At 62.3% G+C, this 12802-nt stretch carries 9 protein-coding genes; 4 read left to right on the top strand and 5 right to left on the bottom strand.

Translation table 11 applies throughout. From position 1 onward, the window contains the following. The first annotated feature begins 41 nt into the window (after positions 1-41). Positions 42-1055 carry an esterase/lipase family protein gene (locus tag Pan216_RS03050; protein WP_145254639.1) on the top strand — a complete coding sequence of 338 codons (1014 nt, stop codon included), beginning with the start codon at positions 42-44 and terminating at the stop codon, positions 1053-1055. 203 nt (positions 1056-1258) lie between these two features. Here the strand turns inward: Pan216_RS03050 and Pan216_RS03045 are convergent, their stop codons facing one another. The 4 genes from Pan216_RS03045 to Pan216_RS03030 form a co-directional block, all read right to left on the bottom strand. Next, a complete protein-coding gene (locus tag Pan216_RS03045) occupies positions 1259-1753 on the bottom strand; it encodes an ExbD/TolR family protein (RefSeq protein WP_145254636.1) in 495 nt (164 codons plus the stop codon). 388 nt (positions 1754-2141) lie between these two features. Beyond that, on the bottom strand, positions 2142-2489 hold the full coding sequence (locus tag Pan216_RS03040; RefSeq protein ID WP_145254634.1) for a hypothetical protein: 348 nt from the start codon (positions 2487-2489) through the stop codon (positions 2142-2144). A 196-nt stretch (positions 2490-2685) separates the two neighbouring features. Continuing rightward, on the bottom strand, positions 2686-4440 hold the full coding sequence (ptsP, locus tag Pan216_RS03035; protein ID WP_145254632.1) for a phosphoenolpyruvate--protein phosphotransferase: 1755 nt from the start codon (positions 4438-4440) through the stop codon (positions 2686-2688). Beyond that, the gene (locus Pan216_RS03030; protein ID WP_419193200.1) at positions 4437-4994 is read right to left on the bottom strand and encodes an NUDIX hydrolase; all 558 of its coding nucleotides are present in this window, start codon (positions 4992-4994) and stop codon (positions 4437-4439) included. Before Pan216_RS03030 ends, ptsP begins: the two co-directional genes overlap by 4 nt. 679 nt (positions 4995-5673) lie before the next feature. Here Pan216_RS03030 and bamA point away from each other — a divergent pair. Further along, a complete protein-coding gene (bamA, locus tag Pan216_RS03025) occupies positions 5674-8028 on the top strand; it encodes an outer membrane protein assembly factor BamA (RefSeq protein ID WP_145254629.1) in 2355 nt (784 codons plus the stop codon). 144 nt (positions 8029-8172) lie between these two features. Here the strand turns inward: bamA and Pan216_RS03020 are convergent, their stop codons facing one another. Further along, on the bottom strand, positions 8173-8640 hold the full coding sequence (locus tag Pan216_RS03020; protein WP_145254626.1) for a hypothetical protein: 468 nt from the start codon (positions 8638-8640) through the stop codon (positions 8173-8175). 373 nt (positions 8641-9013) lie between these two features. On the opposite strand from Pan216_RS03020, the gene argH reads away from it, so the two are divergent. Together argH and Pan216_RS03010 are read left to right on the top strand one after the other, a co-directional pair. After that, a complete protein-coding gene (gene argH / locus Pan216_RS03015) occupies positions 9014-10399 on the top strand; it encodes an argininosuccinate lyase (protein WP_145254623.1) in 1386 nt (461 codons plus the stop codon). A gap of 40 nt (positions 10400-10439) precedes the next feature. After that, positions 10440-12791, top strand: coding sequence for a hypothetical protein (locus Pan216_RS03010; RefSeq protein ID WP_145254620.1), 2352 nt, complete (start codon positions 10440-10442; stop codon positions 12789-12791). Positions 12792-12802 lie beyond the last annotated feature (11 nt).

Raw genomic sequence — 12802 nt, 5'->3', positions numbered from 1 at the left:
TCGCCCTCACGGCAGCATCGTGCCATCCGTTGGAGTTACCCATGACTAGCGGCTTCCTACTCGCCTGTGGTCTCGCGCTCGGCATGATCGCGTCCGACGAAAGTGACCCATCCATGGAAGACGAACTGACCCAGCAACCGTCGGAATCGACCGCGCGTTTGCGCTGGCGCCGACAGACTTTCGGCGGGCTTCAGTTCTGGTCGGACGTGTACTACAACCAAGAGTATCGGATCCAACAGCACTGCCTGACGGGGGAACACCGGCTCCTCGACGGCAAGTTCAAACGACTCACCACCGGGGATGAACCAACGTGCCGGAGCGCTCTGCAGCGACTCCTCGCGGGGCGAGAGAAACCGGAAACTCCGAAGGAGGTCGTGCTGCTGCTCCACGGGATCATCCGAACCCATCATTCCATGAGGGGGCTCGCCAAGTACCTCGAGCGCCATGGCTATGGCACTTATACCGTCGCCTACCCAAGTACCCGACTCGCGATTGAACGCCATGCCGAGAACCTCCGTCGCATCGTCGACGGGCTCGACGAGGCCGACACCATCCACTTGGTCGGCTTTAGTATGGGAGGTCTCGTCATCCGTTCCTTCCTGGGCGACTCCCCTCATCCGCGCATCGGCCGGGTCGTGATGCTGGGAACGCCGAACCAAGGCGCGATGAAAGCCGACTGGTGGCATCGCAACTGGGGCTACCGAAAGGTCATGGGTCCGGCGGGGCAACAGCTCCAAACCGGGGCTTGCGGCATCACGACCCAGCTTCCCCAAACACTTCCCGTCGAGTTCGCCGTCGTCGCGGGCGCCCGGGGGAACGGTCGAGGCTATTCCTGGATCCTTGAGGGAGATGATGATGGCACCGTGAGCGTCGCGAGCACCCGCCTAGCCGGGGCGCGGGACTTCACGACTGTCCGAAGCCTGCACACCTTCCTGATGACCAATCGCCACGCTCAAGAGATGGTTCTTCGTTTTCTCAACGAGGGAAGCCTGCGCGGCGAGGAGCATCGCTCCCCCATTCCCTTGGAGACTCGCGACGAAACGGATGAGAAGTGAGGGATTCCGTCGAACGGGAGTAGACTTGGCGAAGTGGGACGTGCCCTGACTTGGGTGCCTGACTTGGGTGCCATGCTCCACGTTTGCGTGGGCATACCAAAAGACTCACGCTTGCGTGGGCATGAACGGCGACGCCTCTTCATCCGAAAGGTCGTCGCACTTCCCCGGACCTACCTCGCCTCACGACCTTCCCTGCGACGCCATCAATGAATCGCGGCAGGCATCTCCGCAAACGCCAGACTCGTTGCGCCGACACGTCGACAGATCGAGATCACCCGCATCAGATCGCCGTACTTGAGCTTCGACGAAGCCGCGATCACCACGTCCAACGAGAGGTCGTCGCCATCGACGCTCAGCGCCCGACCGATGAGCCGCAGACGCTGCTCCAATTGGGACAACCGACGGTTCTCGGGAACCTTCCTTCCGTCGACCTGGATGCCAAGGAGTTCCCCCCGCACTCCCGCATCAAGTCGCACCATGATCGGGTGAACGACCTCGATCAGGTCCTCATCGGGAGGTAACACCCTGACCGTCCCGGGCGCCGGCAACGCCAGTTCGATGTCGATGCTCGTTTCCGGATTCGAATCGGGAATCGTCACGAGGAAAAAGAAGAGGACGTTGAAGATGATGTCCAACATCGGCGTCGGCGTGGCGTCGACCTTCTCCGCTGGCGCATGGCGAGAAACAGACGATCGCATCCCATCGACTCCCAGGAGAGGATAACGCCGGTGAGCTTGTCGGATCTCATTTGAACGGAAGATTGGACGCGGAGCGGAGGGAGAGAGTTCCGCAAACAGAGGGACGTTCGCCGTGCGAGGGAAGTCGCCGCGGTGGCGAGAGCGTAGGAACGGATCGGTAGCGCCGTTGGCCTAGGGAGGTGAACTCACCTCAACGACGTGTACCGATCCGTTCCCCGAAGGGAGCGCCCTTGCGGGAAAGCGCCCCCTATCTCCATCTCCTGCAAGTTGCGAGAATTCGCGACACCCTCTCACCGCCAACACAGCCAGAGCCGACTTTGGAGACGGAGCCTCGAGTTCCCGCGAAACACGAACTTGCCGGAGAAAGCACCCCCGCGCGACCGGTGGATTAAGGATAGAGGTAGTAGTAGCTCTTCTCGGAAAGGTAGTAGTAGCCGGCGGTCGACATCGGCGTGCCGGGATAGTTCGTCGGGGGATAGACCGCCTGGGCCGCGGGAAGGTACGACTCGGGGTAGTAGTAGGAAGGCGTTCCGTACCAAACCGGCGGACGCACCGTCACCGCCGAGTAGGCCGAAGCCGGTGGAATGAACAAGTAGCCGTTGTGGTAGGGATGGCCACCCGACTGAAAGCGCATCGAGCCGCCCCAGCCCGATCCCCACGCCATCGCGTTCTCGGCGGTCCCCAATAGCGCGACCAGACCGAACGCTCCCGCGAACAGGAAATGTCGAATACGCACGGAGTTCTCCTCGACAGGGAATTCGATTCTCGCGAACGGCAGGTTCCGCGAAACCTCAATACCGGGACATTGTCCCTATCTTTCCCTCTTTGTCGAGTCCCTCCAAGCGCCACCTTCGAATTTCGGGAACGAGCAATCAGCAGGATTGGGAGAATTGGAACAACGCGGCGTCGCCCCAGATCCGGATAGCGTCCGCTCACACCCCGTGTTGAACATCCAACGCGGCCAGACGGGGGTTCACTTCTTGCAGGACCTTGTCGAGGAAGCTGCCGACTTGGGTGCTCGAGCGCCGCAGCAGAATCTCATCGCCCAGCTCACGAATCAGCGAGAAATCGAGCGAATGGACCAGTTCCTTGACGATCGGGACGAAGGCCGGGCTCATGCTGAAACTGGTCAACCCGAAGGCGAGCAGCGCCAAGACGCAGCGAGGACGTCCCGCCATCTCCCCGCAGACGCTGACAGGCTTGCCACGACGCTGGCACGCTTCGATGACTTGGCGGAGCAGGCAAAGGGACGCCGGGTTGAGGGGATCGCAAAGGTGGGCGACGCGGGAGTTGTCGCGGTCGGCCGCCATCAAGTACTGGATGAGATCGTTGGTGCCGACGCTCACAAAATCGGTGTGATCGAGAAAGTGCTCGATACAGACGGCGGCGGCGGGAACCTCGATCATCATCCCGAGCTGCGCCTTTCCGTGGGCGATGCCGTCCTTGTCGAGCTGTTCCTCCACTTGCCACACCATGCGATTGACGCGTCGCAGTTCCTCGACGGTCGAGATCATCGGGAACATCATCCGGACTTCGCCCTCGGCCGCGGCCCGGAGAATGGCGCGCACTTGCTTGCGGAAGAAATCGGGGTGTTCGATGCTCATCCGGATCGAACGCCAACCCATGAAGGGATTGGCTTCGCGATGATCCCCAAGGTAGGGAACGGTCTTGTCTCCCCCCAAGTCGAGCGTCCGAATCGTAAGTCGGCCGAGCGGGCTGGCGTTGACGGTCTTGGCGTAAGCTTCGAACTGCTCCTCCTCGGTCGGGATTCCGGGATGGGTCATGAAGAGATACTCGGTTCGAAAGAGACCGATTCCCTGGGCTCCCACGTCGGTGGCCGCTTGCGCATCCTCCACCGTGTTGATGTTCGCCAGAAGTTCGATCGCCACCCCATCGCGCGTCACCGCGAGTTGGTCGCGGTTCTCGATGAGGTAATCCTTGAGATCGAAAAACTCGCGTTCGAGCTTGCGGTACGCCGCCTCCGCCTCCGGCCCGGGATTGACGATGAGACAACCCTGCCGACCGTCGAGGGCGATGGTGTCACCGTTGCTGACTTGGTCGCGAATCTTCGGAATGCCACTGACCGCCGGGATGCCCATCGACCGAGCGATGATCGCGGCGTGACTCGTTTGTCCCCCCCGTTCGGTGGCGATCCCCGCGATGTCGATGTCGTCGAATCGAACCGTTTGGGAGGGAAGCAGTTCCTCCGCGACGATGATGACGGGCCCATCCGTCTCGGGGAGTTCGGGGGGACTTCCTTCTGAGAGTTGATGCTGGACTCGGGCGACGACATCGCGAAGATCGACGAGTCGTTCCCTCAGGTACTCGTCCTCGATCTTGCTGAAGAGTTCCTCATATTCGCGCATCGTGCGGTGCAGACACGAGGCGGCATCTTCCTGGGACTCGACGATGTAGGTCTTGACCTTGTCCACGAACGCGCGGTCGCGCAGCATCACCAACTGCGCTTGGAAGATCGCCGACTCCGGTTCGCCGATATCGTGGGAAACGGTCTCGATGAGGTCCTTGAGTTCATCCGCGGCGCCGTCGCAGGCTTGCTGAAAACGGGAGAGTTCGAGGCTGATGTCCGCCGCCGTCAACTTGGCGGTCGGAAGCTGGACGAAGACCTCGTCCAAGCAATAGGCTTTGGCGACGACAACACCCGGACTGACGGCCACCCCACGAATCATGCACCGTCCTCCTTCGGCGGGACGGTGGTCAGAAGCCCCCGTCGAATCGCGAAGAACCACAGCCCCACCATCGTTTTCGCGTCGCGAAGTCGGCCGTCGGAAGCCATCGCGAGTGCTTCCTTTAGAGGAACGATCTCGGGAACGATCTGTTCATCCTCCTCGAGGGCCATCTCCCCGGCGGTCATCCGTTCGGCCACGTAAAGATACATCCGCTCGTTGCTAATGCCCGGCGATGGGTAGAACTCCGTGAGTCGTTCGATCGACCCGGCGCGATAACCGGTCTCCTCGGCAAGTTCGCGCACCGCCGCGTCGTCGGGGTTCTCCCCAGCGTCGAGCGTCCCCGCCGGCAACTCCAGCAGGACGACATCGGGAGCATGACGATAGTTGCGAATGAGCACAACACGATCTCCCGGCAACAGCGGGATAATGACGACCGCTCCCTGGTGCCGGCAAAAATCACGCTCGACGCGTTTGCCGTCGCTGGTCTGCATGACGTGGCGAACGAGGTCGAACTTCTTACCTTCGTGAATGGTGCGGGCGTCAACGATCTTCACGGCGTGGTCCATCACAGAAAACATGGTGTGCGGGCGAGCGAAACCGAGCGGTTCCCCGATCCTACGCTACGTCTCGAGCCGCGTTGACGTTCACATGGCCCGACGGCGAGCCCGACGCTCTTCACCGATTCTTCACCGAGCGTCATGGGCGCCCCATGCCGCCGCCACTGCCATTCCCCGACCGGTATCTTTGTTGTTCGGCGTCAACTTGGCAAGATTCAAACCGAGGAAGTACCGCCCTTGGGGCGTCTTGGAAAGATGGGGAATCCCTTGGGAGCCCAATGGCGTCCGTCGCCCAAGGACCGCGACACATCGACCGAGCCTTTCCATCGCGAACGAAGTCAAATCGGCCTTGACGCAATTTCAGTCCGGGACTATCCCCCCGTCGAATCCATTTGGTGACTGCACACTTTGTACGCGATCGAGCTGCTACGGGGACTCGCCGTTGGCGAGTTGGCGCTCGATGGGCTCGCGTTTCCTCGCCCTTGGTGAGGTAAGCCGATCGTCGGCTAGCGAACCACGCGGAAGGTAGGCACCGGCGGAAAGCGAACGATCGTCGCCAACGAGCTGTGACTCTCTCGAAATGGGCAGCGCCTACCCTCAGGCCGCTCCTCGAGGTGGTCCAACGGCGTAACGCTCGCTGGTGGCGATCATCGAAATCAAAAGCACGGGACAGTCCATGAGCATCAAGCCAATGATGGGCGCACGGACCGCGGTCGCCTCGTTTGTGCTGGGGCTCGTCTTGTTCGGAGCGACTTCCGCCTCCGCCCAAGACGTCGAACCCACGGACGAGCCGATCGTCGCGAAAGTCGAAGTGGCGGGCAACGCGACGATCGCGACCGAACGTATCCTCAGTAAGATCAAGACCCACGCCGGTCGACCCTACCGCGAGGAAACGGTCCAAGCCGATGTCCGACGCCTCTACAAGGAGCGTTGGTTCTACGACGTCGCCGTCGACAGAAGTTCCACCTCCGAGGGGATCGTCGTCACCTACCGGGTGATCGAACGACCCTTCATCCAGGAACTCAAGTTCATCGGCAACAAGAAGATCAAAACCGACAAGCTCATGGAGGAGACGGGGCTTCGCAAAGGCAAGGCGATGGACCCCGGCCTCAACCGTGTCATGGCCAAACGCATCGAACAGCTCTACCGCGACAAGGGCTACCCCTTCGCGTCGGTCGAGCTCTTCGAAGGGGGCCAACGCGGCGACAAGCGTGTCGTCTTCAAGATCACCGAAGGCCCCAAGACCAAAGTCAAGTGGATCACCTTCGAGGGCAATGAGTTCGTCGGCGGCGCTCGACTGCTCACGATGGTGAAAGCGAAACCGATCCTCGGCGTCATCCCGACGAAGTACGATCCCCAGAAGGTCGATTTGGACATCTCCGGGCTCATCGAGTACTACCGTCGCTTCGGCTTCCTCGACGTCAAGGTCGGTCGTCGGCTCGACTGGAGCGAGGATCGCGATCGCATCAAGATCGTCTATGTCATCGACGAAGGCCCACGCTACAAAGTCAACTCGATCGCCTTCGCGGGGAACAAAGCCTTCCCCGAGGAAGAGCTTATTGACAAGCTGACCCTGACCGCCGGCAGCGAGGTCCAAGGCGACAAGCTCACCGCCGACACCCGCACCATCCAGGATACCTACGGTCATAGCGGCTACATCCACACCGTCGTCAACGCCGACGTTCGCTACCGGGACGAGCCCGGAACGGTCGACATCGTCTACCAGGTCCGCGAGGACTTCCCGCGCAAGGTCGGCGAGATCCGCGTCGTGGGCAACGAGATCACCAAGTCGCGTGTCGTGCGTCAGTACATGGACCTCGAACCGGGACAGCAGGCGAGCACCACCGAACTTCGAAAGAGCCAGCAAAACCTCGTCGAAACCCGGCTCTTTCAAGTCGATCCCCAGTCGGGCACCTTCCCGACCGTCTCCTGGGACCCGGCCAACGATCCCGAGGACGAGTACCAAGACGTCCTGGTGAACGTCGAGGAAGCCCAGACCGGATCGCTCCTCTTCGGTGTCGGCGTCAACTCCAATAGCGGCTTCGGCGGTAGCCTCGTCTTGCACGAACGGAACTTCGATCTGTTCCGCTTCCCGCGAAGCCTCTCGGACCTCGCGAGCATGCGGGCCTTCCGCGGTGCGGGCCAGGAACTGCGATTGGAAGCCGTTCCCGGAACGGAAGTGCAGCGGTACTCGGCGACGTTCCGCGAACCGCGTCTGTTCGGCACGAAGTACAGTCTCTCGACCAGCGGCTACTTCTATCGCCGGATCTACACGCAGTACGACGAAGAACGCGTCGGCGGTCGCTTCAGTCTCGGTCGGCAGTTCACCAAGACGATCGGCGGCTCGCTCACCTATCGCATCGACCAGATTAACATCAGCGATCCGCAACAGCCGGTCGCTCCCGATATCGCCGATACGTTGGGGGACAACTTCCTGACCGGTGTCGGGGCGACGCTCAGTCACGATACCCGCGACTCGCACATGAACCCGACCAAGGGTCACTTCATCGAGACGTCGGTCGAACAACTCTTCGGCGACTACGACTTCCCGAAGTGGGGCATCGAGGGCCGCCAATACTGGGCCGTCCCAGGGCTCCAGCGGGGTGACGGCAGTGGTAAGCACGTCATCTCGTTCGTCGGCGAGCTGGGAATCGCGGGGGACAATATCCCGACCTTCGAGCGGTTCTTCGCCGGTGGTTTCGGTTCGATTCGAGGCTTCGAGTTCCGAGGGGTCGGCCCGACGCAGTTGGGTACCGAGGTCGGTGGCCGGTTCATGATGCTCACCAGTGCCGAGTACTACATGCCGGTCACGGCGGACGACAATCTCGGCCTCGTCTTCTTCGCCGACGCCGGTACTGTCGAGACCGACGTCGAGATCACCGACTACCGGGTGGCGCTCGGTTTTGGACTTCGGGTTCGCATCCCGCAGATGGGTCCGGTGCCGCTGGCGTTCGACTTCGGCTTCCCGGTGTCGAAGGGCCCGGAGGACGACGAGCAGCTCTTCAGCTTCTTCCTCGGCGTCTTCCGTTAATCGCGAGCTTCCCGCTCTGGGTGCCATGCACCAAGCCACCGTGGGCATGCGTGTGAGTTCACGCCTGCGGGGAAAGGTCGTTGACCCGAGTCACTGGCTGACAAGCAGCCAGTGGCACCCGGCAGCGTCGTGAACGTCGAAGACCTACCTGCCAGCTTCCCGAGCCAACCGGCGATCCTCACAGATGTTGCGGGGCGGAACGCTCGGAGCTTCCACCGGCTGAAAGCCGAAGTCGTAGCGGTAGGGGAATCGGTCCGAATGGATCTTCCCGTCCGTCAACCCGGAGACGGGAACCCCGAGCCGGAAGCGACCATAGTTCTCGTACGGTCGCAAGCGACTGTAGAGAATCACCTGATCGGGACCGACGGGAACATCGCGCAGGTATTGACGCGAGAAGTAGGCGTCGGGGTAGTAGACGCCCATGTTCGGCTTGAGCCAGAGCCGATTCTGCCCGGGAACGGGCTCGGTCGGAGTCGGCCAGATCGGCTCGGCGCCCTGGGAACTCGCGACGAAGCCCGCCCCGAACGCGACGCAACAAGCCGTCGCCAGGGCCACGACGATGCCGCGACGCGAGCGTTCCGCTCGTGTCGGTGGTAGCCGTTTGTCCATCATCGCTCATTCCTGGACAGAAGTTCGTATCTCTTTCGATCGTCGACGATCCTGGAGACGGCCCTTCACTGGGCTCCGCTCAATCCGCCCGGGAACGCTCGGGGAGGTCCCGCAAAACATCTTTCCTCGGGTCAATCGGCTCGATCGCTACAACCAGCCGTCCACCTATCGCGAATGGTCTTGCGACGCGACCCGGTTGGGCCGGAATGTTTCTCCCTTTCCCCGCGGATACAATAGAGGCTTGCTGGAGGATGCCGATGTCCTCGTAAGGCCCGCGCGCGATTCGGGCGCCGCGTCTTTTTCGGGACTACCCATCCTCTTTCGACCGGACACAAGCAAGCAATGGCCGAGACAAGCAGACCAATGAGGGGATTTCATGGGTAAGGCATGGAGCGGGAGGCTGCCCGAGGGAACCGACCGGCGCGTCGAGCAGTTCACGGAGTCGATCAGCTTTGATCACCGCCTCTACCGCGAGGACATCGAAGGAAGCCGAGCCCACGCATCGATGCTCGCCCACGTCGGCATCATCACCAGCGAGGAAGCCGACCAACTCGACAAGACGCTGGTGACGATCCGCGACGAGATCGAAAAGGGCGACTTCACGTATGACATCTCGCTCGAAGACATTCACATGCACATCGAGCGCCGGCTCATCGAGCTCGTCGGAGACACCGGCCGCAAACTCCACACCGCCCGCAGTCGCAACGACCAAGTCGCCACCGACCTGAAACTGTGGGTCCGAAAACATCTGGATCTACTGGATAGCCGTTTGGAAGCGGTTCAGCGGGCTTTCGTGACCACGGGCTTTCGGTACAAGGACGTGATTGTACCGGCGTATACTCATCTTCAACGGGCTCAACCGGTGCTCGTCGCCCACGCGTTGCTCGCCTATGTGGAAAAATTGCAGCGAGACCGCGACCGCGCCCGCGACTGTCGCGCCCGGCTCAACACGCTTCCGTTGGGAGCGGCGGCGCTCGCGGGGACCACGCTGCCCATCGATCGTCAGTTCGTCGCCGAGGCTCTCGGCTTCGACGGCGTGGCGGCCAACAGCATCGACGTCTCCAGTGATCGCGATTTCGCGATCGAGACCGTCTTCGTCCTGACGATGGTGGCCGAGCACCTCTCGTCGTGGGCGGAAGAGTGGATCATTTGGGCGACGACCGAGTTCGACGTGCTGACGCTTCCCGACGCTTTCTGCACCGGGTCGAGCATCATGCCGCACAAGAAGAACCCGGACATCCTCGAGTTGATCCGTGGCAAGAGTGCCCGCGTCATCGGCGACTTGCAGTCGCTGCTCGTCTTGGTCAAGGCGTTGCCGCTGGCGTACAACCGCGACCTCCAAGAGGACAAGCCGCCGTTGTTCGACGCGATGGAGACGGTGCTCGCGTGTCTCGAGCTCGCCGAGCCGCTGATCGCCGAGACGACGCTCAATCGAGAGTCGATCGCTGAGCGGTTGCCGGAGGGCTTTCTCGACGCCACGACCCTCATGGAGCAACTGATCAAAGTCGGCGTCCCGATGCGATCGGCCCACGAGGCGGTCGGAGGACTGGTTCGCGAAGCGATCGAACGCCAATGCACGCTCGCGGAACTGGACCTCGAACTCTTCGAAGCCCTGGCTCCGGGCAAGGGCAACGACGTCAAGTCATCGCTCGGCGTCGAACGGGCGCTGGCGGCGTTCCAGAGTGAGGGGTCGACCGCTCCCGAGCGGGTCGAGAAACAACTACGCATCTGGGGCAAGCGTCTCGGATTGGAACTGTCATAGCGGGTGCATCGAGATTATGCGCCGCGAGGGAGACCTCTCGATGAACACGAAGCGTTTCTTGCTCCGAACGTCGCTGTCGGCGATGCTCGTCGCCCCGTTGCTCGCCCAGGCGCAACCTCCCAGCGCCGAACGGACGCTCGTTCCGGGGGCTCCCTCGAGCATCGACCGTTTTCTGCAGCCACCGGAGACGACGGCCGATCTGTGGCGCGTCGTCGATCGAGAGCTACGCCACGGCAAAGTCGATCGCGCCAAGGCTTACCTCAAGGCGTTGGTCGCGCGTCCCGATCTCGAAGCCCAGGTCGTCCCGATCCAAGAGCAATACGGTCCCGACTTGCTGCTACGTCTCTCGCGGATGCCCGAACTGGGGCCGGACGCGAAAGAACTGCTTCGCGTCGCCGGCAAAGCCGCGCGGGCTCACAACAACGATCCCGACCGCATCCGGCACTATCTCGCCCAGATCCAGAAGACGCCGGGCGAGCGAGCCTTCGCGATCGGGCAACTCCGCAATATCGGGATCGCGGCGATCCCCTACTTCGTCGAGGCCCTCGAGCAGCAGAGCAATGACGAGTCGGTCATGATCGCCGCGCTGATGGGAATGCCCAAGACGACCTGGCCCGCCGTCGCGACCATGCTCGAGTCGGGTGACAACAGCCTGGCCAGCATCGCGATTGAAGTCCTCGCCCGCTGGCGAGTCCCCGAGTCGGCCCGATGGCTCTGGCTTTACCTCGCGGATCCGAAACATCCCGCGACGCTGCGAGCGCGGGCGAAAACCGCGCTGGGGGAGATAGGGGGCGTCGATCCCTCGAGCCTTCCCAGCACCGCCAGTGCCCTCTTCCGCTACACCGATGATCTCGGGGGTATCACTCCCAGCAGCGAGATGATCGAGACCTGGTCGTGGAAGCAGGGCAAACCGGTGATGGAGAAGCTTCCGGCCTCGGAAGTTCGCTTCCGCCGCGCCGTACAAGCCGCCCAGGCGGCGCTCGTGAGCAATCCGGAGAATCAACAGATTCAGAGGACGCTCTTGCGGCTTTCGCTTCTTTGGAGCGATCAGCGGACCACCGCCGGTCAGCCGATCCCGGCCACCGTCATTCGCGACATGCTTTCCGCGGGCCCGACGCTGACGAGCCAACTCCTGCTGCAAGAGATGGCGTGGGCCAACCGCGCAAGCGACGCGAGCCAGAAGAAACAGGCCAACGCCGTCGTCCTCGGCGCGGTCAAGAACTTGGGGATGATCGGTGACGAGGTGAGTGTCGCGGTCGGGCCGAGCACCCCGGGACCACTGCTTCAGGCGATCGACTACCCCGATCCGCAAGTTCAATTCGCCGCCGCGATGGCAATCCTTCAGATCCATCCCAAATCGGCGTTCCCCAAGCGTCAACGCGTCGTCGAAACGCTCACGCGGGCCCTGGGAACGACCCAAGAGCCGATCGCGCTGATCATCGACGAGAGCAACGAACGCTCCGGACGTTATGGGTTGATCGTCAAGGATCTGGGCTATGCCGCGCGGCACGAGCCGAACGGTCGCGAAGGGTTCCGAACGGCGGCGCAGGCCGGCCCCGTCGACCTGATCCTACTCTCGCCAACGATCACCCAATGGCGCATCAACGACACGATCGCCAACCTGCGTGCCGATCGTCGGACCCAGAGCATTCCGATCCTCATCCCGATCACCGACGATCCGCGCGGCCGTTTGGAGTCCCTTTCGAGACGCTATCCCGATGTGACCACCATTCCCGAAGGAGTCCAATCCGGTGAGGAACTGGGCAAGGTGATGAACGTCGTCATGCAAGACCCGATGCCGCAAGCGATGCCGGCGGCCGTCCGGCAGCAACAGCGTCAGGTCGCGATCGAGGCGCTCCTGCGATTGGCTCGCGGAGAGCTGCCTTCGATCAACGTCGCCCCCGCCGCCCCGGCGATCGCGGAACTGCTCGACGATCCCAATCTCGGTCCGGTGGCCGCTCAAGCCTTGGGTTACCTCGCCTCCGACGTCAACCAACGCCGGCTCGCCGAAGTCGTTCTCATCCAGCAATTGCCGGCGGCCAATCGGATCGCGTCCGCGGCGGCCCTTTGCCAGAACATCCAGCTTTCAGGACGATCGCTACTTCCGGGGAATCTCGAGACCGACTTGGTGAACCTCGGTTCCCAGACGAAGGAGCCCGGGTTGGCGATCATGCTCGGTCGACTCGCCGGCTTGCTCAACCCGACGCCGGCGGAAGTCGGCCGTCGACTCGACCAACTCGACATCACCCAACCGGCCGCTCCCGGAACACCACGAGCGCCCCAAGCTCCCGCGGCGGCTCCGCCCAAGAATCAGCAGCCACCCGCCAAGCAAGCGGCGCCGAAGAATGGGGCTCCCCCCAAGAAGAGCAACCTCTTCGATTTCGGCAACTGAGCGTGCGCTGT

The organism is Kolteria novifilia, from assembly GCA_007748055.1.
GTDB classification, from domain to species: Bacteria; Planctomycetota; Planctomycetia; order Kolteriales; family Kolteriaceae; genus Kolteria; species Kolteria novifilia.
This window is presented reverse-complemented; position numbering and strand designations above follow the sequence as displayed.

Excerpts from the sequence above, each read along its gene's own strand:
- Pan216_RS03020 (WP_145254626.1), bottom strand. The coding sequence starts at position 8,640 with ATGATGGACAAACGGCTACCACCGACACGAGCGGAACGCTCGCGTCGC.
- bamA (WP_145254629.1), top strand. The coding sequence starts at position 5,674 with ATGAGCATCAAGCCAATGATGGGCGCACGGACCGCGGTCGCCTCGTTT.
- argH (WP_145254623.1), top strand. The coding sequence starts at position 9,014 with ATGGGTAAGGCATGGAGCGGGAGGCTGCCCGAGGGAACCGACCGGCGC.
- ptsP (WP_145254632.1), bottom strand. The coding sequence starts at position 4,440 with ATGATTCGTGGGGTGGCCGTCAGTCCGGGTGTTGTCGTCGCCAAAGCC.
- Pan216_RS03050 (WP_145254639.1), top strand. The coding sequence starts at position 42 with ATGACTAGCGGCTTCCTACTCGCCTGTGGTCTCGCGCTCGGCATGATC.
- Pan216_RS03010 (WP_145254620.1), top strand. The coding sequence starts at position 10,440 with ATGAACACGAAGCGTTTCTTGCTCCGAACGTCGCTGTCGGCGATGCTC.
- Pan216_RS03045 (WP_145254636.1), bottom strand. The coding sequence starts at position 1,753 with ATGCGATCGTCTGTTTCTCGCCATGCGCCAGCGGAGAAGGTCGACGCC.